Raw genomic sequence first — 25,206 nt, 5'->3', positions numbered from 1 at the left:
AGCTAATAGGCCGGGCTAAGACAGCGGGCTAGGACCGCCTAGTAATCCACCTGCCGCTTGAGCTTGTTCCCCAGCCACAGCATGGCCAGGCTCACCAGGAGGAATCCAACGGAAATTGCGACGGCAAACACCACAACGCCACCCCAGCCGCCGGCCCTGGCAGGATCAATGAACCAATACGGGTACCAGTCAACGAACGCCCCGCGGATGAGGCTGTAGAGCAGGTAGCCAATGGGGTAGAGCAGCCAATACCAAATGTGCTTGGGGCGCAGGGTGGCCCTGGGCGGTTGGAACAGCCAGTCAGCCACCATCACCACGGGGATCAGGTAGTGGACCACAAAGTTGACCCACGGGAGCAACGAACCGAGGTCTTCGCCGGCAAGCAGCGCACCGAACACCAGGCCCACCACGGCCATGGCGATGGTGGCAGTGCCTCGGGTGACGTCATCGATTTCGCTGGGGCGCTTCCGGATCAGCACCCTGTAACCGCTGATGAGGAGCACCAGGGCGGCGAAGATATTGGACAGGTTGGTGAAGTAGCTGAAGAAGTTCCATAGGTCATAGCCCAGGCCCAAGTGAACTGTCAGCTGTGTTCCTACCGCCACCAAGGTCAGCAGGCCAAAGAAAAAGCGTCCCCCGATTAGCACATTCCGTTTGGTCATGCCTCTCATCCTCGCTGACTCCACACCCCGAACAGCCTCGACACCCCGGCAGGATTACGTGATCAGCAGTTCCAGCGCCTCAGCCAGGTGACCCACCTCGCGCACCGAGAAGCCGTCCGGGATAACGCCCGCACCTGCCGGGCTTGCCGGAACAATGGCGTGCGTGAAGCCGAGCCGGTGAGCTTCCTGGATGCGCTGGTTGATCCCGGGAACCGGACGGACCTCGCCTGCCAGGCCAACCTCGCCGAACGCAATAAGCCTTTGCGGGAGTGCCTTCCGGGACTTCGCCGATGCCACGGCCAGCGCGACTGCCAAGTCCGTTGCCGGTTCCGTCAGCTTCACGCCGCCCACGGTTGCCACATAGGAATCGTCTTTATGCAGCATGCAGCCGGCACGCTGCTGAAGAACTGCCAACAGCATGGCAACCCTGGAGCTTTCCAACCCGCTGGTGGCACGGCGGGGCTGGGAATTGGCGCTCTCGGCAAGAAGGGACTGAACCTCAGCCAGCAAGGGCCTGCGGCCTTCCATGGTCACCGTAATGCAGGTGCCCGAAACAGGCTCACGGGTCCGTGAGACGAACAACCCGCTGGGATCAGCCAGCCCCTCAATGCCGGTCTCGTTAAGGTCAAAGCATCCGACGTCGTCCGTGGCGCCATAGCGGTTCTTCACGGCCCGCAGCAGGCGTAGACGGGAGTGGCGCTCACCTTCGAACTGGCACACAACATCCACCAGGTGTTCCAGCAAACGGGGCCCCGCGATGGTGCCTTCCTTGGTCACATGGCCCACCAGGAGCGTGGTCATATTGCGTCGTTTGGCCGCGGAAATGATGGAAGCCGCAACTTCGCGTACCTGGGACACGCCACCAGCGCTGCCCTCCACGTCTGCACTGCTCAAGGTCTGGACGGAGTCCACAATCAGCAGCTTGGGTTCAAGCTTTTCCACTTGACCCAGCGCCTGCCCGAGGTCGGTCTCGGCAGAGAGATAAAGGGTGTGGGCCACAGCATCGATCCGCTCGGCACGCAGCTTCACCTGCGCCGCCGACTCCTCACCCGTGATGTAAAGAACGTCCTGTCCGGTGCGCGCGAACTTCGCGGCGACGTCCAACAGCAGGGTGGACTTCCCGACGCCGGGCTCCCCGGCCAACAGGATGACGGCACCCGGGACGAGCCCTCCGCCCAGGACGCGGTCCAGTTCGTCCACGCCCGTGGGCAGGAATGCCGCCGTGGTCCCATCCACCTCAGCGATACGGCGGGCCGGCTCCAAAACTGTAGCGGCCGCCGTCGTACGCGCTACCGTGGCGCCGTATTCCTCAACGGTTCCCCACGCCTGGCACTCGCCGCAACGGCCCACCCATTTGATGGCGGTCCAGCCACATTCGGCACACTTGTAGGCGGGTGTTTTGGATGCGCGGGACGTCTTGGAAGCCATGGTTTCAAGAGTAGTGGCGGGGACCGACAGTATTAGCCGCCGATCCCGGCGCAGGCTACAGCGCCGGAAGCACCGCGCGGGCCTCGTCCGGTTCCATGCCGCTGGCTTCCAGCAGGTCCACCATGAGCGGCCGGAACAACATGACCACCGTTTCGCCCTCGAGCCTTTGCACATCCAGCATCTTGGGGTGTAGCCGCGCAGCGATATCCGAGAGCTCGTTCCGGGCCCGGCGCAGATGAACGCGGCGGGTTCCTTCGCTCTGCTCGGACAATCCAATGGTCATCTCATCGATTGCCGCGGCAGTTTCCTGCAAGACTTCGGAGATGCTGTCGATCGCTTCGTCAGACAACGCGGCATGGTTGATGGCACTGGTGAGCCTGCGGGCAAACACGCGGCTGTTGCGAAGCGCAAGGTCTATGTATTCCAGCGAATGCTCCAGGCCCGCAAGCTCATCGCGATGTCTCCGGTGGGCCGGCGCAAGGGTGGCAACTTCACCGGAAGCGCGCAAAGTCTGCCGCATTCGATCCACCAGCGGCTGGCAGTTCCGGCCGCGGATCAGTGCGTGCCAGGCGATAGTGGAGTCACTCTCAGTCAGCGCCTTGCCACATTCACGCAGCACTTCCGCCAGTTCATGCAGGATCCTCTGGACGTCCTTGCGGGGCTCCCGGCGTGGGTCTTTGGGCACCAGGATGGTCACCAGCAGTGCGAAAACGCCACCAACCACGGCGTCCAGGCTGCGCGTAAACGGCCCACCGGCCGGCGCCGGCAGCAGCACCACCAGCAACGACTGAAGCCCCAGCTGGGTGGTGAAGATAGTTCCGCTATCCAGGAACCTGGCCAGCAGGATAGAGAAAAGAAGCACGACGGCCGCCTGCCAGATCCCGGCGCCCAGCCAGTGAAGCAGCAAATCACCCACCACGATGCCCAGGGTGCAGCCAAGGCCCACCTCGATCACCCGGCGCAGGCGCGGATCGCGGGAAAAGCCCAAAGCAATCAGGGAAGAAGTCGCGGCGAACAAAGGCCCTTGATGGCCCAAGACGTATTCAGCGAAAGCGTAGGCGCCCACGGCGCACACTGTCATCTGGGTGGCCGGTGTCAACGAATTCCGGCTGCGAACCAGGCCCGTCCGGACTCTGGCGCGCAGGAACCTCTTGCTTGCAGAAAATCCCTTTGCGGCAGCCATGCTTTCCAGTCTATTTGCCCAACCCTCACAACTACCTCAAGCCCTGCACCCCTCAAGGTGGCACGCGCCACATAACCCAATGGTCCGCCGTCGTTCACCTTCCGTTTACCTTTCACCGCAGATCCCGTTACCTGCGCTCCTTACCTTCAGTAAAGGAACTAATTGGTCCACAGCTCGCGCACGCCGAAATCTCCGTTCGGCCCGCATCGAAGAATCCCTGGAAGGGGCACATCCAAGTGAAGGCAACTCACTTCGGCCGCAACGCGGCAATCGCGGTCATCGCAGCCGGCGCTCTCGCGCTCACTGCTTGCGGTTCAGACAACGCAACGGGCACCACTGGCGGCACCCAGTCGGCCGCGTCCGGCACCAAGGTCACCGGCACCCTGACCGGCATTGGCGCCTCCTCCACCGGCGCAGCCATGGACGCCTGGAAGGCCGGCTTCTCCGCCGCCAACTCCGGTGCCACTGTTCAGTACTCCCCGGACGGTTCCGGCGCAGGCCGCAAGGCCATCATCGACGGCTCGGCACAGTTCGCCGGCTCGGACGCCTACCTGAAGGACGAAGAGCTGGAAAGCTCCAAGGCCAAGTGCGGCCCTGACGGCGCCATCAACATCCCGGTGTACATCTCCCCGATCGCTGTGGCCTTCAACATCCCGGACGTCAAAGAACTGAAGCTCGACGCCGTAACGGTGGCCAAGATCTTCCGGGGACAGATCGCAAACTGGAACGATCCCGCAATCGCCGCCCTCAACGAAGGCGTCACCCTCCCGGACCTCAAGGTCACCCCGGTGAACCGCTCCGATGACTCCGGCACCACCACCAACTTCACCGATTACCTCGCAGCCGCTGCACCCGAGGTGTGGACGGACAAGGCTGCCGGCATCTGGCCCGCAAGCCTGGCAGGCGAGAACGCCAAGGGCACCTCCGGTGTGGTCAAGACCGTCACCGACACCCCGGGCGCCGTGACCTACGCTGATGACTCCGCCGTTTCCGGCAAGCTGGGCACCGCCTCCATCAAGGTAGGCGAGGAATTCGTCAAGATCTCCGCCGACGCCGCAGCCAAGGCAGTGGAAGCCGGCAAGCCCGTTGACGGCCGCGCCGCCAACGATGTTGCCATCAAGCTTGACCGCAAAACCACAGCATCGGGCGCTTACCCCGTAGTCCTCGTCTCGTACCACGTTGTGTGCACCACCTACGAGACCAAGGAAGTTGCTGACCTGGTCAAGGGCTTCGAAAGCTACGTCGTTTCCGACGAAGGACAGAAGACCGCAGCTGACGCCGCAAAGTCCGCACCGCTCTCCAAGACGCTGCAGGAAAAGGCCAAGGCCGCTATCGAAACCATCAAGGCCAAGTCCTAAGGTTTCGCGGCGGGTTTGCTGAACCCGGCTGAACACTGAAGTTCCCTGTCCCGCTCTCCGGTGGCCACCGCGGCACCGGACCGGGGCAGGGAACTTAGCCATGTAAGACCAGTTCACTCCAGACTTAAGGATCGTGAAGTGACCACCAACTCCCTGACAACCTCCCAAGGCGCAGGACGCGCCGGGGACAAGGTTTTCTCCGGGGCCGCCATGGCCGCAGGGTGCCTGATTCTCGCGGTCCTCTTCGGAGTCGCGCTGTTCCTTGTGGTGCAGGCAATCCCGGCCCTCACGGCCCCCGCTGAAGACATCCAAGGCGGCAACGGCTTCTTCGCCTACATCGCCCCGATCGTGGTGGGCACCCTGATTGCCGCCGTGATTGCGCTCGTCATCGCAACCCCCGTGGCAATCGGCGTGGCACTGTTCATCTCGCACTACGCTCCCCGACGCCTCGCGGCCGGGCTGGGTTACGTGGTGGACCTGCTCGCAGCAATCCCCTCCGTTGTTTACGGCGCTTGGGGTGCTGCCTTCCTGGCCAAGGAAATCTCACCGGCCTACGACTGGCTGGCCACCTACCTCGGCTGGATCCCCATCTTCGAAGGACCGGCATCCGCCACCGGCAAAACCATCCTCACCGCAGGCATCGTCCTGTCCGTCATGGTCCTGCCCATCATCACCTCCCTGTCCCGCGAAATCTTCCTGCAGACCCCCAAGCTGCACGAGGAAGCAGCGCTCGCACTGGGAGCCACCCGCTGGGAAATGATCAAGATGGCTGTGCTGCCCTTCGGCCGCCCGGGCATCATCAGTGCCATCATGCTGGGCCTCGGCCGGGCACTTGGCGAGACCATGGCCGTTGCCCTGGTGCTCTCCTCCGGCGTTCTCACTGCGAGCCTCATCCAGTCCGGCAACCAGACCATCGCGGCCGAAATTGCTTTGAACTTCCCCGAAGCCAGCGGCATCAAGGTCAACACGCTGATCGCTGCCGGCCTGGTGCTGTTCGTCATCACCCTGGGCGTGAACATGATCGCCCGCTGGATCATCACCCGGCACAAAGAATTCTCGGGAGCCAACTAAATGTCCGCCACAGTAGTCCGCAAGCGCTCAGCGCTCACCAAGGGCCAGTTGCCCAAGTTCGCGCCCTACATTGTCCTGGCCGTCGCGCTCATTGTGGGCGCGGCCATCATGGCGCTCATCGGCTTCAACGCCTTCGGCTGGGGCATCGTCTCCGCCATCCTGTTCGCCTTTGGCCTGGTTTCCTGGAGCGGTGCCGTTGAAGGTTCGCGGAAGGCCAAGGACAAGCTCGCCACCTGCCTGGTGGTGGGCTCGTTCCTGGTTGCACTCCTGCCCCTGATCTCGGTGATCTTCACCGTGTTGGTCAACGGCATCCCCGGCCTGATCACCCCCGGCTTCCTGGGCACCTCCATGAACGGCGTCACCGGTGCTTTCGACAACAAGGCAGTGGAAGAAGGAGCCCCGGTCATCGGCGGCATCTACCATGCACTGCTGGGAACCCTCCAGATCACGCTCCTGGCCACCGTCATCTCCGTACCCGTGGGCCTCCTTACCTCCATTTACCTGGTGGAATACGGCAACGACCGTCCGCTGGCCCGCGCCATCACGTTCTTCGTGGATGTCATGACCGGCATCCCGTCGATTGTGGCCGGCCTCTTCGCGGCAGCGTTCTTCTTCGCAATCGTTGGCCCCGGCACCAAGACCGGTGCGGTAGCCGCCGTCGCGCTTTCAGTCCTGATGATCCCCGTTGTGGTCCGTTCCAGCGAGGAAATGCTCAAGATTGTCCCCAACGAGCTCCGCGAGGCCTCGTACGCGCTGGGCGTCCGGAAATGGCGCACCATCACCAAAGTGGTTATCCCGACGGCGATCTCCGGCATTGCGTCCGGCGTCACCTTGGCGATCGCCCGCGTGATAGGCGAGACCGCACCCATCCTGGTGACCGCAGGCTTCGCCACCACCATCAACAACAACGTGTTCGGCGGCTGGATGGCCTCGCTGCCTACCTTCATTTACACCCAGATCCTCAACCCCACCTCGCCGTCCAACCCTGAGCCGTCGGATCAGCGTGCTTGGGGTGCGGCGCTGGTGCTGATCATCCTGGTGATGCTCCTGAATCTCGGAGCCCGCCTCATCGCCCGTCTGTTCGCGCCCAAAACGGGACGCTAGCCGGGCCGCCGTCGCTTATTTGCAAGCGGCGCCTTCACACTTCCAGAACCCCCAAGGAACAAAGGAACACCATGTCCAAGCGCATCGACGTCAAAGACCTGAATGTCTACTACGGCAACTTCCTGGCCGTCGAGGACGTCAACATCAACATCCAGGCCAAGTCCGTCACGGCCTTCATCGGCCCGTCCGGCTGCGGCAAGTCCACCTTCCTCCGCACGCTGAACCGCATGCACGAGGTCCTTCCCGGCGCGCGCGTCGAAGGCGAAGTCCTTCTGGACGGCGACAACCTCTACGGCGCCGGCGTGGACCCCGTAACCGTCCGCACCCAGGTGGGCATGGTCTTCCAGCGCCCCAACCCGTTCCCCACCATGTCCATCCGCGACAACGTGCTGGCCGGCGTGAAGCTTAACAACAAGAAGATCTCCAAGGGCGCAGCCGATGCCTTGGTGGAGAAGTCCCTGGTGGGCGCCAACCTCTGGAACGAGGTCAAGGACCGCCTGGACAAGCCCGGCTCCGGCCTTTCCGGTGGCCAGCAGCAGCGCCTCTGCATTGCCCGCGCCATCGCAGTGGAGCCCCAGGTGATCCTCATGGACGAGCCCTGCTCCGCCCTGGACCCCATCTCCACACTGGCCGTTGAGGACCTCATCAACGAGCTCAAGGACCAGTACACAGTGGTGATCGTGACCCACAACATGCAGCAGGCCGCCCGTGTGTCAGACAAGACCGCGTTCTTCAACATCGCAGGCACCGGCAAGCCCGGCAAGCTGATCGAGTTCGCAGACACCACCAGCATCTTCAACAACCCCGGCCAGAAGGCAACGGAAGACTACGTCTCCGGCCGCTTCGGATAAGGGGTCCTGCAGGTTCCGGCTTCTATGGGGGGAGTCGGCACAGAACGACGGCGGCCGTCGCCTTGGGGGTACGGCCGCCGTCGTTTTTTGTACCCAACTGGGGGACAGCAAACGTCGCAATGGGCGCTCATTGCGACGTTTGCTGTCCCTTAGTTGGGCGCGACCACTTGGGTGCGTACGGGAGGGTTACAGGCTCGCGAGGGGCGAGAACGCCAGCTCCAGAACGAAGGCCGCAGCGGCCGTGATCAACGGCGTGGCCACCCAGAACAGCAGGATGCGCCGGACCAGGCGCCTGTTGGCAGTGTGGAACCGCTGGTTCACTCCAGCACCCAGCACCGACGCCGTTAACGTATGCGTAGTGGACAGGGGCAAGTTAAACCCGATTGCGCCGATGAAGAGCATTACGGACGTCAAGGTTTGCGCCACGAAACCGCGCAGCGGATCCACCCGAATAAGTTTGTGTCCAAGGGTGTGGGAGATCCGCCAGCCGCCGAACATGGTGCCGGCGGTGAGCATGATGGCCGTGAGGAGCAGGATCCAGACCGGTACGTCGTTTCCGCCGGACAACCCGGCGGCAACCATGGCCAACACCATCACGGCGGCCGTGCGCTGCCCATCCTGAAGCCCGTGGCCGAACGCCACAGCAGCTGCGGAGACCGCCTGTGCCCGGCGGAACCTCCGGTTCACCACGTTGGGCTGTGTGTAGCGCGCAGCCCAGGTCACCGGCCACACCAGCAGGTAGGCAGCCACGAAGGCGATCACGGGGGACAGCACCAAAGGCAAAGCCACTTGCGTGAGCATGACGTTGTCCATGCCGTCCACGGCATTCCCGCCCACCAGGACGCTTGCGGTACCGGCCCCGATCAGGCCGCCAACCAGCGAGTTCGTGGAGGATAAGGGGATGCCCCGCCACCACGCATACACGCCCCACAGGATGGCTGCTGTGAGGGCGGAAGCCAGCAAGGTCAGCCCGCTGGTGCCACTGGGCAGGGTGATCCACGACTGCGTGAAGGCCAGGATGAAGGTGCCGCTGAGCATGGCACCCACAAAGTTGAAGACGGCGGCGAGAAGCACCGCGATGGACGGCGTGAGGGCGCGGGTCCGCGTGGAGAGTGCCACGGAGTTGGAGACATCGCGGAAGCCGTTGAGGAAAGCGAACCCGGAGGCCAAAGCAACTACGAGGACCAGGAAGGCGATGGTCACGTCATGATTCCTTGACGATGATGCTGCCTACCTGGGTGGCGACCTTCCGCATGTCCTTGGTAACTTCCACCAACTGGTTGGCGATGTCCCTGTGCCGGGCGTACTGCGTGGACTTCATGTCCTTGAGCATCTCGGCCACCCAGATGCGGTGTGAGCGTTCGGCGCGCTTGGCCAGCCGAAGGATCTCGATCCAGTAGTCCTCAAGCTCGTCCAAGTCCTCGAGTTTCCGCATGGCGTCCACTGTGAGCTCGGCTTGCCGGCTGATGATCTCCAACTGGTCCGCGGCACGTTTGGGCAGGCGGTCCAGTTTGTAGAGTGCTACGAGGTCTCCGGCGGCGTCCAGCTTCTCCATGGCCTCGTTGAGGTGGCGGGAGAGCGTGTACATGTCCTCGCGGGGGAGCGGGTTCACAAAGCTGGTCCGCATGTGCGTCAGCAACGCGAAATGGAGGTCCAAGGACTTGGACTCATGCTCGTGCAGCTCTTCGGCCAGGCGCTGGTGCTCACTGGCCGGCGCGCCGAGTATTTCGGAGAGCGTTCCAGTGGCGGCAACAATAACGCCGGCCATCTGCGCGAGCAGTACGAGCCCGGCAGGTTCCTGGGGAAAAAGGCGCAGCTTCATGTCGCTTCCGGGGCAGGGACGGATGGGCACGGGCAGTTTGACTTGACGCCGCCCGTTTCGGTCCCAACTTTACCGGTCCGGCGGCGGTGGCTGCGAAGCTCAGGGGCGTTGCGGGCAGTTCTCCCCATCGCTGCACTGCCTCCGGCATGCAACACTTAGTCAGGCACCAATTAATCCACTCAATGGGGGAACCATGCGATTCAGCAATGTCATGAAACTTTCCGGCCTCGCCGTTGCCGGCCTGCTGGCTCTGACTGCCTGTGGCGGAGCAACGGCGGGCTCGACGACGGGTGGTCCCGAATCGTCGTCGTCCTCCTCCGCGCCTGCCTCCTCCGCGTCTGCCGCGTCGGCGTCCCCGCTGGCCACCACCTCGTCTGAGGATGCCGGTACATCGTCCGGTTCCTACAAGGTAGCCGCTTGGGCACTGCCGATCTCCGAAGCAGGGGACAAGCTGGGCACCATCAAGGGCGACAGCTTCAGCGTGGACATTTACCAGGTGGCCACCGATGTGGCGTCCAAGGACAGCATGTTCGTGGACAAGGAGACCAAGGAGAACCTGCTGAAGAAGGGTGATCCCGTGGTGTACCTGAACTACGTGGTCACCAACACCTCATCAGCTGAGATCCCCCTGAGTCACTCGCTGATCACTCCCAACGCAAAGTACACGGACTGGAAGTACCTCGGCGGGATGCCGTCGGATTCCAGCAGCGAGGGTTTCAAGAAGCACGGGCTTTCCAGTTCCGGCGCCAAGCTGAAGGAGAAGGACCCGTTCGTGCTGAAGCCGGGTGAGTCCTTCAACATCGCAGAGAACTTCGGCTACACCGCCGGCAAGGAAACCGAAATCAAGGTGACCATGACGCCTCAGGGCGCCGACGGCGACCTTGATCATGACAAGAAGGAAACAGCCGAAACCACGGTCACACTGAAGTAATTCCGGCCGCGTTTGCCCGGGTCCGCCTCAGTGCCGGCCCGGGCAAACTGCGTTCGGGCATAAAAATGGTGCCGAACCGGATACGCCTCTCGGCGGTAGGCCGCTCGAAGCGGCTATATGTTGAAGCCCGGGGGTTTCGCGGTTCGACACCAGCTTTAGTTTTCACCGTCAGGCGGGCTAAGTCAACATTGACAGGCCGGGCGCGACGTGGGTACGTTTCTCCCCTTTTGCCGGCTAGTCCAGCTCGCCCAGGCGCCACGCGTTGGCTGCATGCTCAAGGTCCTCCGCGGTTTTCACCAGCTGATGCGAATTGCGCGTGAGCTTGCTGGCGTGGCCTTCGTTGCTGTACTCCGCGCCGTCGGCAAGGGTCGCCTGGCCGAGCGCCACCACGCGGCAGAAAGCAGCGGAACGTTCCAGCGCGACGTCGAACTCGCCGTCGAAAGCGCCGGACAAAATGGCGTCAGCCATGGTCTTCATTTCATCGGCACCCGGCGGCTCAGCTGCCCCTGCCACCACGTTGGAAACCTGCGCGGTGTCGCGGCCGGCCCTGAAATAGACGGAGATCCGTTCGGGATTTTGGATGGTGGCGGCGCGGAGCGCGTAGAGCCTCCAGAGGGCGCCGGGAAGCGAACGTGCAGGACTTTCGGCCCACATCTCCGCGATGGCTTCGAGGCCCTGCTCATCTGCCAGCTTCACGAGTCGGCGGGTGACCTTGGGGTCGTCGCTGTCCCGGCCGCGCCTCACCAGCGCCTGGGCGGCAAGGTGGGCGGCCTCTGAAACCCGAGCGGGATCGGCACCACCTGCGAACGGTTCAAAATCGATGGGCGCGAAGGGCTTGGGCTTGTGATGCCTGTTTGCTCCGCCGTACGCACGTGATCCTGGCTGTTCGCTCATGAGTTCACCGTACTCCTGTGCTCTGGTGGGGTCGAGTAACGGTTGCCGACGGCGCACGTCACCTTGAGTTCCTCGTCTGCCTTGACGTTGGGGTACAGTATTCATGGCTGTTTCAACAGCTGGAGGGCCTTTAGCTCAGTTGGTAGAGCATCGGACTTTTAATCCGTGGGTCGTGGGTTCGATCCCCACAGGGCCCACCCTCCAAATCCCCCGGGACCACACGGTTCCGGGGGATTTTTTGTGCGCCCTACCGCGGAACCCGCCCTCGTTCGAATCTCCCGCCGCACAACGGTCAGGGCAGCGAACAACTGCGGGACGGGGCGGGTAGCCCCTAGGCGATCGCCTGTGATCCGTCCGTGAAGAGCGGATACGCCGAGATTGGTGTGACCGTAGCTGTCCGTGTGGGCTCCGGTGCCGGCGTCGCAGGTGCGTTAGCCGGCTCCTTGCCGGTAACGATCTCCATCGACTCCATGTCCAGCAGGCGGCGGCTGCCGGTGTCATCCTGGAGCCAGAAGAGGTCTGTCCCCGCGACTGTCTTGACCACGGTGCCCCGGTGGTAGAGGCGGCCGTTGTGCCACGCCTCGATGTAGTCGCCCGGGTTCAGTGCGTGTGGCTCATCCTGGCTGCCCGGCAGAGTGCCGAACGCCTGCGCCAGGCTGGCTTGTGTCTTCAGCGCCTGGAAAAGATCCCTGTTTGCAATGCTCATTTCTGCTCCCCTCCGCTGGATGCGTCATCCATGAGATCCAGCTTTCCGCATGTATGTTGCGGGGGCGTTGCAGGAAAATGAGCGGTGTGTGTCGGCTACGAGGAGGCAGGCCCGTCGTCCGGTACATCGGTTTCGCCTGGAGATTGGAGGGGGAACTCGTCTGAGTATGGGGCATGGGGTCCGGGACCACTGTTGGACAGCTCGTTGGCGGCCATGGCAAGGAGGTCCCGTTCCAGTTCGGGAAGGGAGAGCATGCCCTGCAAGTAGGCCTCAACCTCGTACTCGCCTACCGAACCTCCGATGCTGAAGTACTGCAGCCACAGGTTGCCTGTGGTGATCCCCGCGCCTGAGAGCGCCGCGTGGAGTCTGCGGCGTTGCTCGGGTTCGTTGTTATCGAAGCCCATGTCCTGCGGCCCTAGTTCCGGTCTGCCGGGATCCCGGCTACGAGCTCCGCGCTGACTTCCTGCAGGCTCTGGTCCTTGTTGCGCGACTGGAGTATCAACTGTTGAAGGGCTCGCTCATGAGTAATTTTGTGGCGCTCCATAAGTATCCCGCAGGCGCGATTCACCATATCCCTGCTGTGCAGGGCGGTCTGGAGGCCCTCGCTGATGCGTTTGGGGGTCTCCGCGCTTTGAATGTGGGAGAGGAGCGTGGCGGCGGGGGAGGCGAAGAGTTCCATGAGGGATACCGCGGCGGTGTCAAAAACGGATGGCTCGGACGCATAGACCTTAATGGCACCGATGCTGTGCCCGTTGGCCATGAGCGGGGCGCTGATGACCGACCTGATGGGCAACGCGCTGACTGCTGCACTCCATTCGGGCCAGCGGGTATCGGTGCGGACGTCGTCGAGAAGGACCGATTCCTCAAACGCCCAGGAAGTAAGGCAAGGGCCTTGGCCCAGCTCGTATTGCAGGTGGTCCGCCTGCTCCACAATGCTGTCCGTGAAACCTGTGCTGGTTCTGCGCGCTTGGGAATCAAGGATGGACACTCCTGCGCCAATTGTCCCCGGCACGGATTCCTTGATGGCCAGGGACAGGTTCTGCACGGCCTGATCAACTTTTTCCTCGGTGAGGAGAAGGCCCAGAATCCTGCCGATGGCACCTGAGAGCTCGTCCAGAGGAAGTTGCTTCTTCGTCATGGTCTTCTCCTCGGCCGTTCATGTTCGTACCGGCGGCCCGACACGTAAATTCTCTGAATTGCTGGACCCCGCAGTGCATTTCCAGCCTAGTGCTTTTGCAACCTCAGGCCCCAATTGCAAAGGTCCAATTTTTACTCCTCAAATGCGGTGGAGATATTCCGATCTCCCGCAACGTGGCTGATGACTCTCTCCGCTACCTTGTGGAGTTTTATGTTGCGATGGCTGGAAGCACTGACCAGGATCTGGAATGCGGCATCGCGGCTGCAGCGGTTCTGCGCCATGACGATTCCGACGGCGGTATCGATCGCCGTGCGGGAGGCCAACGCTGCTGCGAGGTTCTCGCGCGCATCCCGTAATTGGGCGATCTTCAGTGCCAAGTAGACGGCTTTCGCGCCAGTGGCGGTGAGCCGCTCAGCTGTTGCCATGTCGTCATGGGAAAAGCCATGGGGACTCGTCGAGTAAAGGTTCACTACGGCCTCGGCAGTGCTGTTCAGTTCCATAGGCAACGCGAGAATTGAGCCAACGTCTGTGCAGGCGGCAGCCTTCATATAATCAGCCCACCGCGTTTCCTTGTGGACGTCCGGAACGTGAGTCACAGTGCGGGTGCGGAGGGCTGTTAGGCAAGGACCGTCGCCGAAGCTGTTCTGGATGTCGTCCAGTTTGCGGGCCAAAGGATCGCTATCCGCTACAGCAACTGGCTTTTTCTGCCGAATTACAGTCACACCGCAAGCGATGGTGTTGCCCTCGCGGGTCAGTTTCCTCGCAGTCATGTCTACAAGGTCTTGGAGAAATTCCCGAATGTCAGCATTTTCCACAAGCAGGTCCTGCAGGTGCGCCAGGAAGTCCGTCAGATCTACCTGGTCCTCGTCCGCGGGAGGGCCCATGATCTGTTTAGAAGGCTGAGCCTCAGTCAAAGCGTGTTTCCTTCACTACTCCATCCGGCCCGGGCTAAGCCGATACTCCGTTGCGGTTGGCTTCCAAAGCCAATTAGTGGGCGTATCCTCCAATCCGGAACCTACCTTCCACCTTGGTCCATATAGCCGGCACGGTCCAGAATGTCTCCGGCTATTTCATGAAGCCGTTTATTACTGTTGCGCGAGGCCACTTGGATGAGCCGTAGGGCTGATTCCCGGTTGCAATGGTTCTGCACCATGATCAGGGCGATTGCAGCATCCACGATTGCCCGGGATTTGAACGCAGACCGCAAATGTTCAGGATACGGATCCTCGGCGTGCATGCGTAGGGCCAACCGCAAAATCCGTGACAGGGATTCGGCATGCGCCTCCACGCGGGCAATGGTGTCCGGACCAAAGGTCCCCAGCTCCGTGGAGTAGCAGTTCAAGGCAGATTTTGACCCGTCATCGGTTTGGATAGGCACTGCCAACACAGTCCGAATACCTTCATTGGAGATCGCTTTTGCATAGTGCTGCCAGGACTCGTCGGTCTGAAGATCCGGAATCAACACGGTGCGCTGTTGCCGGAGTGCCGTAAGGCAAGGGCCGTCGTCGAACTCGTATTGTTTTTCATCCAAGCGCCGGGCAGCGTCACTGCTGCTGGCCACAGTGGAAGGGCCGCCGTCGCGCTCAACGGTGATAGCGCACAGCATGGGACTATCCCCGCCCAGAAGGGACGCCGAAATGGTTGCCAAACCTAGAAGGAATTCGGTGAAACCCGGGCTCTCCAGCAGCAGGTCCTGCAGCTGCTCAGCTGTTGGTACTGCGTCGTTCTGGGCCATGCGGCCTCAATTCCAGCAGCGCCGGAGTCCACGCATCACCGGCAGGGCGGCAGTGCGCTCGTGTTCGCGCAAAGCCCGGATGTTCAATTCCGGACCAAGTGCCACACCCGAAATCTCCTACTTCCGACATTACGCCGATGCCATGCAACAAGACAGGGGCAGTCCAAAGCGTGATGGAATGTGGATGCCGTTAGGGTTTGAGGAATGAACGTGATCCCTGCTGCTGTCATCACTCCTGCCGTCATGATCGACGTCGATATCCTGGACCGGAACATCGAACGCATGGCGTCCAGCATGCGCGGGCGTGGGCTGGGGCTTCGTCCGCACGTGAAGACGCACAAGACGTTGGAAATCGCGCGCCGGCAACTCGCAGCGGGAGCCGTTGGTATTACTGTGGCCACCATCGGCGAGGCCGAGGTGTTCGCGGCGGACGGCGTGAAGGACATCTTCATCGCCTACCCGCTCTGGGTTGAGGCGCCGCACGCGGAACGGCTCCGCGCCTTGGCGGCTCAATGTCGCCTTGCTGTGGGCGTGGATTCAGCGGAAAGCGCGACGGCGATGGGCCGCCAACTCGGTGCGGATGCCGGAAGCATTGAGGTGCTGATCGAAGTGGACAGCGGACACCACCGCAGTGGCGTCCTGCCGGATGAGGTGGGGGACGTTGCCCGTGCTGCTTCTTCTGCAGGTTTGAAGGTGGGGGGCGTTTTTACCTTCCCTGGGCACAGTTACAAGCCGGGCATGCCCACGGGGGCGGCGAGCAACGAGAATGAGTCGTTGGGCCTTGCTGCAGCGACGCTGACCTCGGCCGGTTTTGATGTGAAGACCATCAGTGGCGGATCCACGCCCACTGCCCTGATCTCCGGTGAGTCCACAGCAACCGAGCTTCGTCCCGGCGTCTACGTGTTCGGCGACGCCCAGCAGCTGGAACTGGAACGCTGCGGCTGGGAAGACGTCGCACTGACCGTCGCCGCCACCGTGGTCAGCAGGCATGAAGCCCGCGGTGGGAACGTGCGCAGAGTGGTGCTGGACGCTGGCAGCAAAGTCCTTGGCAGCGACCGCCCGGAATGGGCCACGGGATACGGCCGGCTTCCCGAATACCCGGAAGCCAAATTGACTGCGCTGTCCGAGCACCATGCCACTGTTGTGTGGCCGGAATCCTCGGAACTGCCGCCCTTGGGAACCCGGCTCCGGGTCATCCCCAACCATGTGTGCCTCACTATGAACCTGGTGGACGAGGTCACTGTGGTGCGCAGCGGGAAGTTGTGGAGCAGTGGACCGTGGCGGCGCGGGGACGGAACAACTAGGCAGGATTGTCTGTTGAGATCTCCCGCGGATCCGAAAGCACCGGACCGCTGTACGGCTTGGCGAGGAATAGCGACGTTGACGCGTCCTAACTGGAGAACGACCGGCTGTAGCCGCGTGATCGAGGGCATTCTGCGGACTCGCCCGGAGGAGGTGCCGGTTCCCGATGGTCCGATTCTCCTGGGTTACCATGTGATTGCTGGGTATATGAGTCGAGTAAACGGCCGTTTTTTTGAATCATGGGGAAGGTCTCCCATTTCCCTCCATGATCAAATTCTTCATAACGGCTGCTGACCCGTCTCTTACTTTTTGCGGCAGTGGATGAGCGAACCACAACGGTAGATCGCTCAGACCACTGCTCCATTCTCAGCGTCGGGAGGTAGTTGATGAGCAGCACACCAAGCCCCTTCATCCGTTGCGTAGTTGTGGCAGCCCTGAGCCTTTGTCTTGGGGCTACAGGCTGCACTGCCGGGCCCGGTTCTTCACCGCAGACTTCGCCGCCGACAACCAGCGAACAACCCTCTTCGCCCACCGAGAGTGCATCACCTCCCAGCCAGGAACCAGTCACAGGCGCCAGTACAAGCACTGCCCCGACACCCAAAACATGGCCCGAAGTAGTTGCGCAAGTACAACCCGGCGTGGGGCAGTTCTATGTCACAAGGTGTAATGCCGGCGCCACAGGTACCGGGTTCCTCATTGGACCGGATCTGGTGGTCACCGCAGCGCACGTTGTCCGAGAAGCGTCAGCCATCAGCATCGCTTTCGGCCGGACTTCAGTGAATGCCACGGTTCTTGGCAAAAATGATGTGGCGGACATCGCGCTGGTCAGAACCGACAGCCCCGTTCAAGGTCATCAGTTTCAGCTGCGGAGCAGCGAGCCTCCCGTTGGAAGCGATGTAGCAGCACTCGGATTCCCCTTGGGCCACCCCTTCACGCTGACCAGGGGAACGGTCAGCGCGCTCGATGCAGAGCAAGATATAGGCGACCGGATTCTACAAAACCTCATTCAAACAGACGCCGCGGTTAACCACGGCAATAGTGGCGGACCACTCATCACCCAAGACGGGCAGGTAGCCGGCGTTGTTGTCACCATCGAGATCAGAGACAACGTCAGGGCCGAAGGCATTGCCTACGCAGTAACCGCTCCGCGTGTAGCGACTGCCGTCAACGAATGGAAGTCCCGATCCACACCCGTAGCTTTCAAAGACTGCGGAAACGCCCCGGCGCCAGGTTCTGGCTTCTTTCCACTCACCGTCTCGGCAAACCACGACCAAGCCCGCAACATAGGCCAGAGTCTGATCCTTCACGGGCAAGGCATCAACCAAGGCGCGTACACCTCCGCGTTCAAGTTACTGACCCCGGAACTACAAGCCACTTTCGGTGACGCCACCAAGTGGAGCGCAGACCTCGGATCCTCCTACTGGACCAAAGCCGAGATCTTCAACGTCACGGGCACGCCTTCGGCGGATGATTTGGACGCCGACGTGAACCTCCAGACCATTCAAGACGCAGCCCATGGTCCGAACGCCCAGACATGTTCCAACTGGAAAATCCGATACTCAATGCACTGGGACGGCACCGTTTGGCTCATAGCCGGCACCTCACTACCCTTCGGCGAACCGACTGCTTGTTAGAAGCTCACTGTTTCTAAACGGCCAGACACTTTCCGGACGGTTGCTCAAAGGCAACTCTTCGTCGACCTGATGGACCAGTACCTGCAGCTAAGCCACTGCTGGAACCCCCGCCAACATCGTGTGAAACTCCCGGTCGTGGTAAACCAGCGGAGTTGAATCCGACACATTGGATCGGATGTCCAAAACCCTCGCCGCCAGCAACACGGAGCCGCCCAGCGGTGCACGGTGGATGATTTCGCACCGCAATGCCCAGGCGGCCTCTTTGAGCAGGGGCTCTCCTGTGGGCAGCACTTCCCAGTCCATGGAGTCCGTGAAGCGCGGAGCTGATGGGTCTGCGAAGGTGCGTGCGAGATCCAGCTGCCCGGAACCGAGCAGATGGACCACGATCGTTTGGGCGGCTGCGATGTGTGAAGCCGAACGGCCGCTGGTTACAGAGAAGGCCAGGGTGGGCGGATCCACTGCCACTGATGCCACTGAGGACGCGGTAAGCCCCACAGCTCCCTCTGGTCCCATTGCCGTGATAATCGAGACCCCTGCCGGATGAGCGCGGAACGCGGCCCTGAAAAGTTCGCCGACTGGTTCGGATGGCAGGGTCTCGGGGTGAGTCATTGATGCACTTTCATGGGACTGGTTAGTAATGGCGCCTCTGCAGAGGCGCACCTGATCGATGCTAGAACCTCAACATTGGTTGAGGTCAATTCGGGGGAATTCGACCCCTCACTGAGACGATTTGGAAACGTGGCCGAAACTTCCGCTCCTTACGCTGATCACAACTGTCACCGGACTTGCCCACGTACAAGGAGTAACCATGCATCTTTTGCCCCGTGAGCAGGAGAAACTCATGATCGTGGTGGCCGCCGACCTCGCACGGCGCCGTCAAGGGCGCGGGCTCAAACTGAACTACCCCGAAGCCGTGGCGATCATCAGCTACGAGTTGATCGAAGGTGCCCGCGACGGCAGGACAGTGGCCGATCTCATGAGCTACGGAACCACCCTGTTGCGCCGCGAAGACGTGATGGAAGGCGTTCCGGAGATGATCCACGACGTCCAGATCGAAGCCACCTTCCCTGACGGCACCAAGCTCGTCACCGTCCACAACCCCATCCGCTAGGAGCCCCCATGATCCCCGGTGAATACAGGCTCCAGCCCGGATCCGTCGCCTGCAACAGCGGCCGCGAGGCAACCGCCGTCGAGGTGGTGAACCGCGGCGACCGGCCCGTCCAGGTGGGCTCGCACTACCACTTCGCCGAGGCGAACAGGGCCTTGGAATTCGACCGGGAAGCCGCGTACGGCCGGCGTCTGGACATCCCCGCGGGAACAGCCGCACGGTTCGAGCCTGGCGACCGAAGGACCGTGCAGTTGATCGCGATCGCCGGCGCTCGCGAGGTGCACGGGCTCAGCAACGCTGTTAATGGAAAGCTCGACGACGGAACTCGCCTCAGCGGGTCTGCTTCAGAAGGAGACGCCAAGTGAGCTTCGAGATTCCCCGCAAGCAGTACGCCGAACTGTACGGTCCCACCACCGGCGACGCCATCCGCCTGGCGGACACCGAACTGTTCCTCGAGATCGAGAAGGACTACACGGTCTACGGCGAAGAAGTGGTATTCGGCGGCGGCAAAGTCATCCGTGACGGTATGGGCCAAAACGGGCAACTCACCCGCTCCGAAGACATCCCGGACACTGTCATCACCAACGTGACCGTCCTGGACTACAGCGGCATCTACAAGGCCGACGTTGCCTTGAAGGACGGCCACATCTTCAAAATCGGCAAGGCAGGCAACCCGCAGATTACTGACGGTGTGGACATTGTGATTGGCGCCAGCACGGAGATCATCGCGGGTGAACGGAAGATCCTCACTGCCGGCGGCATTGACACCCACATCCACTTCATCTCCCCTGAACAAGTCCCCGCGGCGCTCTGCAATGGCATCACCACCATGGTGGGCGGCGGCAGCGGTCCGGCCGAAGGAACCAAGGCCACTACCGTCACGCCCGGCGCCTGGCACATCTCCCGGATGCTGCAGGCCGCCGAAGGGCTGCCCGTTAACATCGGCCTGTTCGGGAAAGGCCACGCATCCGCCGTCGAGCCCCTCGCCGAGCAGATCCGCGCAGGTGCCGTGGGACTCAAAGTGCATGAGGACTGGGGTTCAACAACCTCGTCCATTGACATGTCCCTTCGGGTTGCCGACGAATACGACGTCCAAGTGGCCATCCACACTGACACCCTTAACGAGTGCGGCTTTGTGGAAGACACCATCCGGGCGATCGACGGACGCGTGATTCACACCTTCCATACCGAAGGCGCCGGCGGTGGCCACGCCCCGGACATCATCAAGATCGCCGGCCTGCCCAACGTGCTCCCCGCCTCCACCAACCCCACGCTTCCGTACACCAAAAACACCATCGAAGAGCACCTGGACATGCTCATGGTCTGCCACCACCTCAACCCGGACATCCCGGAAGACGTGGCCTTCGCAGACTCCCGCATCCGCGCCGAAACCATAGCCGCCGAGGACGTCCTGCATGATCTTGGCATCTTCGCCATCACCTCCTCCGACTCCCAAGCGATGGGCCGTGTAGGCGAAGTGGTGACCCGCACCTGGCAAGTAGCGGACGCCATGAAACGCCAGCGCGGGGTCCTGCACGACCCCTCAGGCGCCACCCACGGATCCCCGGAATCGGACAACTTCCGGCTCAAACGCTACGTAGCCAAATACACCATCAACGCCGCAATCGCCCAAGGCATGGCAGAGGTCATCGGCTCCGTGGAAGAAGGAAAATTCGCGGACCTGGTGCTCTGGGACCCCGCGTTCTTCGGCGTGAAACCCGAGCTCGTCATCAAAGGCGGACAGATCGCCTACGCACTCATGGGTGACGCCAACGCCTCCATCCCCACCCCCCAACCCCGCACCATGCGGCCCATGTTCGCAACGTACGGGAAGGCCCTCCAACAGACATCCATCACTTTCCTGTCCAAAGCCGCCATCGACGCCGGAGTGCCCGCCCGGCTCGGCCTCGAACGCATCATCAAACCCGTCTCCGGCATCCGCAACCTCACCAAAGCGGACCTAAAATACAACGGCGAAACCCCGGACATCGACGTCGACCCCGAAACGTACAAAGTGAGCGTCGACGGCGTCGAAGTCACCTCCCAGCCCTCCGACGTGCTGCCCATGGCCCAGCGCTACTTCCTCTTCTAGGCCGTTTAGGAATCACATGATCATCGAAAAAATCCTGGGCAACCTCCACGAACAACCGAACGACTACGCAGGCCGGCACAAAGAAAAAGTCGTCCTCCCCAGCGCCCTCCTCGTCAAACGCATCCAACGAGTCACCACCGACCACGGCAAAGAACTCGGCATCCGACTCCCCACCGGCACCGGCGATCTCCGCGACGGCGACATCCTCGCCATCAGCGACAACAACGTCATCGTCATCTCCGTGCTGCCCACCGACGTCCTGGTGATCGCGCCGCGCAGCATCCACGAAATGGGAGTCGTGGCGCATTCGCTCGGCAACCGGCATCTGCAGGCACAATTCTTTGACGCAACATCCGAGTACCAGGCCCAAGTGATGGTTTGCCAGTATGACCACACGGTCGAAAACTATCTGAAGAGCGTCGGCGTCCCCTACGACAGGCAAGAGCGGGTCATGCCGGTGCCATTCCGCCATGCCGAGCATTCGCACTAAAGCCGTGCGCCGCGTCAGGTTGGGTGCACACGCTTGCGCTCCGCTGGGAAGGGGGCCGTGCCCGTCCCCAGCCGCTCCCAACCTTCGCAAGCTCAGGTCGGGGCCCTCGCGGCAGTGGGCCCCCCGCGTGGCCCGCCACGCCGCGGCCCCCTTCCCAGCTCCGCTCAATCGCGTCGTTCTCACCCCAGGCGGTGGGCTTTGAGCGCCGGATATCAGCTGGCTCTTCAGCAGTTGACGGACTCTGCTTTGCCTACGGGGGCGTTTGCTCATTCTTTGGGGTTTGAGAGCTACATACATCGGGAGCTTGTGGGGGATGAGGGGTCTTTTGGGGATTGGTTGGGGGCTTTTGTGGGGCAGCAGCTGACTTATTCGGATGGGTTGGCTATTCGCTTTCTTTATGAGGGGGTGGAATTGGGGGTTTTGGATTCTGTTCTTTCTGCACAGTTGTTGGCTCGGGAGGTGCGGGAGGCCTCTTTGAAAATGGGGGGACGATTGCTGGAGATCGGCGGGGAAGTATTTCCTTCGAGGGAGTTGGAAGCGTACCGGCAGTTGGTGCGTGAGGGGAGTGCCGCGGGGCATCAGCCCTTGGCTTTTGGGGTTATTGCCCGGTCATTGGGCGTTCCTTATGAAGCGGCGCTTACTGCGTATCTGTTTGCCACCGTCACTTCTTTGACCCAGAACGCCGTGCGGGCCATTCCACTGGGGCAGAACGCCGGGCAGCGGGTACTGAGGGACGCGCACGACGCCGTTGCTGCCGCCGCCCAGGATATAGCACAGCTGTGCTGGGACGACTTCGGGGCCGTCAGCCCCGGCCTCGAAATTTCACAAATGCGGCACGAACGGCAACGCGCCCGCATGTTCATGAGCTAGCTAGTGCAAAGGACAGAAAACATGACAGAACCCATCAAAATCGGCGTCGGCGGACCCGTTGGAGCAGGCAAAACCCAGCTCGTGGAACGCATCACCCGGCACATGAGCGCAGAGATCTCCATGGCCGCCATCACCAACGACATCTACACCATAGAAGACGCAAAAATCCTGGCAGCCAACGGCATCCTCCCCGAAGACCGCATCATCGGCGTAGAAACCGGCGGCTGCCCCCACACCGCCATCCGCGAAGACACCTCCATGAACACCGCCGCGATCGAAGAACTCAAGGCCAGGCACCCCCACCTCCAAGTCATCTTCGTCGAATCCGGAGGCGACAACCTTTCCGCCACCTTCAGCCCCGAACTTGTGGACTTCTCCATCTACATCATCGACGTAGCCCAAGGCGAAAAAATCCCCCGCAAAGCCGGACAAGGCATGATCAAATCCGATCTCTTCATCATCAACAAAACCGACCTCGCACCGCATGTGGGGGCAGACCTCGCCATCATGGAACGGGACTCCAAGGAATTCCGCGGCAACAAGCCGTTCTGCTTCACGAACCTCAAAACGGACGAAGGGTTGGACGCAGTCCTCAACTGGATCCGCCGCGATGTCCTGATGCTTGACCTAACATCGTGACGGCGCTTGGGGCGGCGGCTGCGCCGGATTTTGGGCCGTGCCCGTCCCCAGCCGCTCCCAACTCTCGCAAGCTCGAGTCGGGGCCCTCGCGGCAGTGGGCCCCCCACGTTGCCCGCCACGCCGCGGCCCAAAAATCCGGCTCCGCCGCCTCGGTGGTATCGTCACCACGCGAGATGCGCGTATGAACACGACGACTCATGTCGGTTTCGGCCCGGACGTTTTGGTGAACGCGGGGCCCCACGCAGGGTTGGCTATCGCAGATCGCCCCGTGCGGGGGAGGTTGGAGCTTGGGGTTTCTGTGCGCGGGGGGCGGTCTGTGGCTTCGCGGCAGTTCCATGAGGGCGCGTTGCGGGTGCTCCGGCCGCATTACCTGGATGAGAGCGGGCAGGTTTGTTATGTGATGGTCAATCCGGGCGGGGCGTACCTGGGGGCTGATCTCTTTGTTATCGACGTGGAAGTTGAGGCGGGGGCTGATCTGCTGTTGACCACGCAGTCGGCCACCAAGATTTACCGGACTCCGGGCTCGTTTGCTGAGCAGCGGATGCGTATCAAGCTGGGGGAGGGCTCGCGGTTGGAGTTGGTGCCTGACCAGTTGATTGCGTACCGGGAGGCGAGCTACAGGCAGAATTCGCACATCAGTCTCCACCCGACGTCGAGCCTTGTCATGGCGGAAGTCGTCACGCCGGGGTGGTCCCCGGACGGCGCCTCCTTCAAGTTTGAGGAGGTGCGGCTGCGCAATGAGATCTGGATCGACACCCAAAACGGGGAGAAGCTGTTGGCGCTGGACAACCTTCTCATTCGGCCACCTGTCAATGACGTGACAGGAATGGGGTTCATGGAGGGCTTCAGCCACTTGGGATCGTTGGTGGTGGTGGACCCGAGGGTGGATCAAGGGCTTGCTGACGAAATGGACCGACTAGCCAAGGATTTTGACGCCTATACCGGGGTGTCTTTGACGGCGACTATTGCCGGGAGTGCCGGGCTTGTGCTGCGATCGTTGTCCAACAGCACTGAGGAGCTCAACAATTTGCTGGGTGCCTGCACCGGCGTTCTGCGGGAACGTTGGCATGGGCAGGCGCCCTTGAACCTGAGGAAGTATTGATGACTGCGCTGACCGAGTTCGCCGCCATGTACCGGGAGCGGGAATCGTTGTCCCTGCGGACGCGGCTGTTGTTCACGTTTGGCGCCGTGGCCGCTTTGCACCTTGCCGCCGTCGTGCTGTTGCTTCTTGGTACCACCGGTGGTGCGCAGCCGCTGGCTTTGGGGCTGGTGGTCACCGCATACGTGGCCGGAATCAAACACAGTTACGACTGGGACCACATCGCTGCGATCGATAACTCCACCCGCAAGTTCGTGGCGCAGCATAAGGACCCCGTGAGCGTCGGTTTTGCCTTCAGCCTGGGCCACAGCTCGGTGGTTGTCCTGGCGGGGATGTTGGTGGTTGCGGGTGCCACGCTCATTGGGCAGTTCATGGAGGACGGCACCACCGGCAACAAGGTGTTGGGCTTGATCGGCAGCGGAGTGTCCGGTCTGTTCCTGTTGGCTATGGGCTTGTTTAACGGCTCGGCGTTCTTTCGTGCGGCACATGCTTACCGGAGTGTGCGGGCCGGCGGTGAGGTGCGTCCGGAGGACCTCGAAGCGAAGGGTTTTGTGGCCAGGTTGCTCGCAAAGCCGCTACGGAAAGTAGAGCGGCCACGGAACATTTACGTGATCGGTTTCCTGTTCGGGTTGGGGTTCGACACCGCCACCACCATCGGGCTGCTGGTCATCACCACGACGGCGTCTCTCGCCGGTGTTTCGCCGCTCGCCTTAATGGCGCTCCCGCTCGCGTTCACCGCCGCCATGACCCTCTGTGACTCCGTCAACGGCGTGGCCATGATGAAAATGTACAGATCGGCCATCCACAACCCGAAACGAAAGCTAGGCTTCAACGCCGTCATCACGGGCATCTCGGCGGTTTCGGCGTTGTTCATCGCCGTGATCACGCTGGGGGGATTCGTCAACGCCGCATTTGACCTTGAGGACCCCCTGACCGCGTGGCTGGGCAGCATTGACCTTGGCGACGCCGGCCTGCTCCTGGTGGGACTGTCCGTGATGGTCTGGGGCATATCAGCGTGGCGTGGCCGGCATGTGCGGTCAGCGCAGCCCATCTAAGTCGCAGTTGAGGGCGTTTGGAAGCTTCAGAACG

26 protein-coding genes, 1 tRNA gene and 1 pseudogene are annotated in these 25,206 nt (G+C 61.9%); 16 read left to right on the top strand and 12 right to left on the bottom strand.

Annotation, left to right across the window (positions count from 1 at the left end; genetic code table 11):
• Positions 1-38 precede the first annotated feature (38 nt).
• Genes BACI9J_RS20170 through BACI9J_RS20160 form a run of 3 tightly spaced genes read right to left on the bottom strand, consistent with a single transcriptional unit; the run spans position 39 to position 3,273 of the window.
• Positions 39-662, bottom strand: coding sequence for a Pr6Pr family membrane protein (locus BACI9J_RS20170; RefSeq protein WP_159735931.1), 624 nt, complete (start codon positions 660-662; stop codon positions 39-41).
• A gap of 54 nt (positions 663-716) precedes the next feature.
• Positions 717-2,090, bottom strand: a complete 1,374-nt coding sequence (gene radA, locus BACI9J_RS20165; RefSeq protein ID WP_026541672.1) for a DNA repair protein RadA — start codon at positions 2,088-2,090, stop codon at positions 717-719.
• 55 nt (positions 2,091-2,145) lie between these two features.
• Positions 2,146-3,273 (bottom strand): FUSC family protein, encoded by a 1,128-nt coding sequence (locus BACI9J_RS20160; protein ID WP_159735930.1) that lies wholly within the window; start codon positions 3,271-3,273, stop codon positions 2,146-2,148.
• A gap of 236 nt (positions 3,274-3,509) precedes the next feature.
• On the opposite strand from BACI9J_RS20160, the gene pstS reads away from it, so the two are divergent.
• The 4 genes from pstS (at position 3,510) to pstB (ending at position 7,657) form a co-directional block, all read left to right on the top strand.
• On the top strand, positions 3,510-4,631 hold the full coding sequence (gene pstS, locus BACI9J_RS20155; RefSeq protein ID WP_159735929.1) for a phosphate ABC transporter substrate-binding protein PstS: 1,122 nt from the start codon (positions 3,510-3,512) through the stop codon (positions 4,629-4,631).
• Between the two features lie 138 nt (positions 4,632-4,769).
• Positions 4,770-5,702: a phosphate ABC transporter permease subunit PstC gene (gene pstC, locus BACI9J_RS20150; RefSeq protein WP_024819033.1), complete on the top strand. Its 933-nt coding sequence runs from the start codon at positions 4,770-4,772 to the stop codon at positions 5,700-5,702.
• Positions 5,703-6,806: a phosphate ABC transporter permease PstA gene (gene pstA / locus BACI9J_RS20145; protein ID WP_159735928.1), complete on the top strand. Its 1,104-nt coding sequence runs from the start codon at positions 5,703-5,705 to the stop codon at positions 6,804-6,806.
• Between the two features lie 71 nt (positions 6,807-6,877).
• Entirely contained in the window at positions 6,878-7,657 is a 780-nt protein-coding gene (gene pstB / locus BACI9J_RS20140) for a phosphate ABC transporter ATP-binding protein PstB (RefSeq protein ID WP_159735927.1), read from the top strand.
• Positions 7,658-7,843: 186 nt separating this feature from the next.
• On the opposite strand, the gene BACI9J_RS20135 is transcribed toward pstB, so the two are convergent.
• Positions 7,844-8,860 (bottom strand): inorganic phosphate transporter, encoded by a 1,017-nt coding sequence (locus tag BACI9J_RS20135; RefSeq protein WP_159735926.1) that lies wholly within the window; start codon positions 8,858-8,860, stop codon positions 7,844-7,846.
• 1 nt (position 8,861) lies between these two features.
• Positions 8,862-9,479, bottom strand: a complete 618-nt coding sequence (locus BACI9J_RS20130) for a DUF47 domain-containing protein (RefSeq protein WP_043469600.1) — start codon at positions 9,477-9,479, stop codon at positions 8,862-8,864.
• A gap of 193 nt (positions 9,480-9,672) precedes the next feature.
• On the opposite strand from BACI9J_RS20130, the gene BACI9J_RS20125 reads away from it, so the two are divergent.
• A complete protein-coding gene (locus tag BACI9J_RS20125) occupies positions 9,673-10,410 on the top strand; it encodes a hypothetical protein (protein ID WP_159735925.1) in 738 nt (245 codons plus the stop codon).
• A 234-nt stretch (positions 10,411-10,644) separates the two neighbouring features.
• On the opposite strand, the gene BACI9J_RS20120 is transcribed toward BACI9J_RS20125, so the two are convergent.
• On the bottom strand, positions 10,645-11,304 hold the full coding sequence (locus BACI9J_RS20120) for a hypothetical protein (protein WP_159735924.1): 660 nt from the start codon (positions 11,302-11,304) through the stop codon (positions 10,645-10,647).
• A gap of 124 nt (positions 11,305-11,428) precedes the next feature.
• Here BACI9J_RS20120 and BACI9J_RS20115 point away from each other — a divergent pair.
• A tRNA-Lys gene (locus BACI9J_RS20115) sits at positions 11,429-11,501 on the top strand.
• A gap of 134 nt (positions 11,502-11,635) precedes the next feature.
• On the opposite strand, the gene BACI9J_RS20110 is transcribed toward BACI9J_RS20115, so the two are convergent.
• From BACI9J_RS20110 to BACI9J_RS20090, 5 genes are all read right to left on the bottom strand, one after another.
• The gene (locus BACI9J_RS20110; protein ID WP_159735923.1) at positions 11,636-12,010 is read right to left on the bottom strand and encodes a hypothetical protein; all 375 of its coding nucleotides are present in this window, start codon (positions 12,008-12,010) and stop codon (positions 11,636-11,638) included.
• 95 nt (positions 12,011-12,105) lie between these two features.
• Positions 12,106-12,414 (bottom strand): hypothetical protein, encoded by a 309-nt coding sequence (locus BACI9J_RS20105; RefSeq protein ID WP_159735922.1) that lies wholly within the window; start codon positions 12,412-12,414, stop codon positions 12,106-12,108.
• An 11-nt stretch (positions 12,415-12,425) separates the two neighbouring features.
• Complete coding sequence (locus BACI9J_RS20100) at positions 12,426-13,148, bottom strand: GAF and ANTAR domain-containing protein (protein WP_159735921.1); 723 nt, start codon at positions 13,146-13,148, stop codon at positions 12,426-12,428.
• Between the two features lie 131 nt (positions 13,149-13,279).
• On the bottom strand, positions 13,280-14,062 hold the full coding sequence (locus BACI9J_RS20095; protein ID WP_236558789.1) for a GAF and ANTAR domain-containing protein: 783 nt from the start codon (positions 14,060-14,062) through the stop codon (positions 13,280-13,282).
• 101 nt (positions 14,063-14,163) lie between these two features.
• A complete protein-coding gene (locus BACI9J_RS20090; protein WP_159735920.1) occupies positions 14,164-14,883 on the bottom strand; it encodes a GAF and ANTAR domain-containing protein in 720 nt (239 codons plus the stop codon).
• A gap of 204 nt (positions 14,884-15,087) precedes the next feature.
• Between BACI9J_RS20090 and BACI9J_RS20085 the strand changes: the two are divergent.
• Positions 15,088-16,187 (top strand): annotated as a pseudogene (locus BACI9J_RS20085) (D-TA family PLP-dependent enzyme).
• Between the two features lie 636 nt (positions 16,188-16,823).
• The gene (locus BACI9J_RS20080; RefSeq protein ID WP_236558788.1) at positions 16,824-17,819 is read left to right on the top strand and encodes a S1C family serine protease; all 996 of its coding nucleotides are present in this window, start codon (positions 16,824-16,826) and stop codon (positions 17,817-17,819) included.
• Positions 17,820-17,906: 87 nt separating this feature from the next.
• On the opposite strand, the gene BACI9J_RS20075 is transcribed toward BACI9J_RS20080, so the two are convergent.
• Entirely contained in the window at positions 17,907-18,428 is a 522-nt protein-coding gene (locus BACI9J_RS20075) for a flavin reductase family protein (protein ID WP_159735918.1), read from the bottom strand.
• A 199-nt stretch (positions 18,429-18,627) separates the two neighbouring features.
• Between BACI9J_RS20075 and BACI9J_RS20070 the strand changes: the two genes are divergently transcribed.
• From BACI9J_RS20070 to BACI9J_RS20035, 8 genes are all read left to right on the top strand, one after another.
• Positions 18,628-18,930, top strand: coding sequence for an urease subunit gamma (locus BACI9J_RS20070; protein ID WP_159735917.1), 303 nt, complete (start codon positions 18,628-18,630; stop codon positions 18,928-18,930).
• An 8-nt stretch (positions 18,931-18,938) separates the two neighbouring features.
• The gene (locus BACI9J_RS20065; protein ID WP_159735916.1) at positions 18,939-19,292 is read left to right on the top strand and encodes an urease subunit beta; all 354 of its coding nucleotides are present in this window, start codon (positions 18,939-18,941) and stop codon (positions 19,290-19,292) included.
• The gene (gene ureC, locus BACI9J_RS20060) at positions 19,289-21,019 is read left to right on the top strand and encodes an urease subunit alpha (RefSeq protein ID WP_159735915.1); all 1,731 of its coding nucleotides are present in this window, start codon (positions 19,289-19,291) and stop codon (positions 21,017-21,019) included. The genes BACI9J_RS20065 and ureC overlap by 4 nt, the downstream gene beginning before the upstream one ends.
• A gap of 16 nt (positions 21,020-21,035) precedes the next feature.
• Positions 21,036-21,509 carry an urease accessory protein UreE gene (ureE, locus tag BACI9J_RS20055; protein ID WP_159735914.1) on the top strand — a complete coding sequence of 158 codons (474 nt, stop codon included), beginning with the start codon at positions 21,036-21,038 and terminating at the stop codon, positions 21,507-21,509.
• A gap of 198 nt (positions 21,510-21,707) precedes the next feature.
• A complete protein-coding gene (locus BACI9J_RS20050) occupies positions 21,708-22,379 on the top strand; it encodes an urease accessory protein UreF (RefSeq protein ID WP_159735913.1) in 672 nt (223 codons plus the stop codon).
• A gap of 21 nt (positions 22,380-22,400) precedes the next feature.
• Complete coding sequence (ureG, locus tag BACI9J_RS20045) at positions 22,401-23,018, top strand: urease accessory protein UreG (RefSeq protein ID WP_159735912.1); 618 nt, start codon at positions 22,401-22,403, stop codon at positions 23,016-23,018.
• Between the two features lie 181 nt (positions 23,019-23,199).
• Positions 23,200-24,120 carry an urease accessory protein UreD gene (locus BACI9J_RS20040; RefSeq protein ID WP_159735911.1) on the top strand — a complete coding sequence of 307 codons (921 nt, stop codon included), beginning with the start codon at positions 23,200-23,202 and terminating at the stop codon, positions 24,118-24,120.
• Positions 24,120-25,172 carry a HoxN/HupN/NixA family nickel/cobalt transporter gene (locus tag BACI9J_RS20035; RefSeq protein ID WP_159735910.1) on the top strand — a complete coding sequence of 351 codons (1,053 nt, stop codon included), beginning with the start codon at positions 24,120-24,122 and terminating at the stop codon, positions 25,170-25,172. The genes BACI9J_RS20040 and BACI9J_RS20035 overlap by 1 nt, the downstream gene beginning before the upstream one ends.
• Positions 25,173-25,206: the final 34 nt, after the last annotated feature.

It is taken from the genome of Arthrobacter sp. 9V (genome assembly GCF_902506065.1).
Lineage (GTDB): Bacteria > Actinomycetota > Actinomycetes > Actinomycetales > Micrococcaceae > Arthrobacter.
This window is presented reverse-complemented; position numbering and strand designations above follow the sequence as displayed.

Bases quoted from the DNA above. Each gene is read 5' to 3' on its own strand.
- BACI9J_RS20100 (WP_159735921.1), bottom strand. From the start codon at position 13,148: ATGACGAAGAAGCAACTTCCTCTGGACGAGCTCTCAGGTGCCATCGGC.
- pstB (WP_159735927.1), top strand. From the start codon at position 6,878: ATGTCCAAGCGCATCGACGTCAAAGACCTGAATGTCTACTACGGCAAC.
- BACI9J_RS20040 (WP_159735911.1), top strand. From the start codon at position 23,200: ATGAACACGACGACTCATGTCGGTTTCGGCCCGGACGTTTTGGTGAAC.
- BACI9J_RS20125 (WP_159735925.1), top strand. From the start codon at position 9,673: ATGCGATTCAGCAATGTCATGAAACTTTCCGGCCTCGCCGTTGCCGGC.
- ureE (WP_159735914.1), top strand. From the start codon at position 21,036: ATGATCATCGAAAAAATCCTGGGCAACCTCCACGAACAACCGAACGAC.
- pstA (WP_159735928.1), top strand. From the start codon at position 5,703: ATGTCCGCCACAGTAGTCCGCAAGCGCTCAGCGCTCACCAAGGGCCAG.
- BACI9J_RS20090 (WP_159735920.1), bottom strand. From the start codon at position 14,883: ATGGCCCAGAACGACGCAGTACCAACAGCTGAGCAGCTGCAGGACCTG.
- BACI9J_RS20130 (WP_043469600.1), bottom strand. From the start codon at position 9,479: ATGAAGCTGCGCCTTTTTCCCCAGGAACCTGCCGGGCTCGTACTGCTC.
- radA (WP_026541672.1), bottom strand. From the start codon at position 2,090: ATGGCTTCCAAGACGTCCCGCGCATCCAAAACACCCGCCTACAAGTGT.
- BACI9J_RS20170 (WP_159735931.1), bottom strand. From the start codon at position 662: ATGACCAAACGGAATGTGCTAATCGGGGGACGCTTTTTCTTTGGCCTG.
- BACI9J_RS20065 (WP_159735916.1), top strand. From the start codon at position 18,939: ATGATCCCCGGTGAATACAGGCTCCAGCCCGGATCCGTCGCCTGCAAC.
- BACI9J_RS20120 (WP_159735924.1), bottom strand. From the start codon at position 11,304: ATGAGCGAACAGCCAGGATCACGTGCGTACGGCGGAGCAAACAGGCAT.
- BACI9J_RS20070 (WP_159735917.1), top strand. From the start codon at position 18,628: ATGCATCTTTTGCCCCGTGAGCAGGAGAAACTCATGATCGTGGTGGCC.
- BACI9J_RS20160 (WP_159735930.1), bottom strand. From the start codon at position 3,273: ATGGCTGCCGCAAAGGGATTTTCTGCAAGCAAGAGGTTCCTGCGCGCC.
- BACI9J_RS20105 (WP_159735922.1), bottom strand. From the start codon at position 12,414: ATGGGCTTCGATAACAACGAACCCGAGCAACGCCGCAGACTCCACGCG.
- ureG (WP_159735912.1), top strand. From the start codon at position 22,401: ATGACAGAACCCATCAAAATCGGCGTCGGCGGACCCGTTGGAGCAGGC.
- BACI9J_RS20110 (WP_159735923.1), bottom strand. From the start codon at position 12,010: ATGAGCATTGCAAACAGGGATCTTTTCCAGGCGCTGAAGACACAAGCC.
- BACI9J_RS20075 (WP_159735918.1), bottom strand. From the start codon at position 18,428: ATGACTCACCCCGAGACCCTGCCATCCGAACCAGTCGGCGAACTTTTC.
- BACI9J_RS20035 (WP_159735910.1), top strand. From the start codon at position 24,120: ATGACTGCGCTGACCGAGTTCGCCGCCATGTACCGGGAGCGGGAATCG.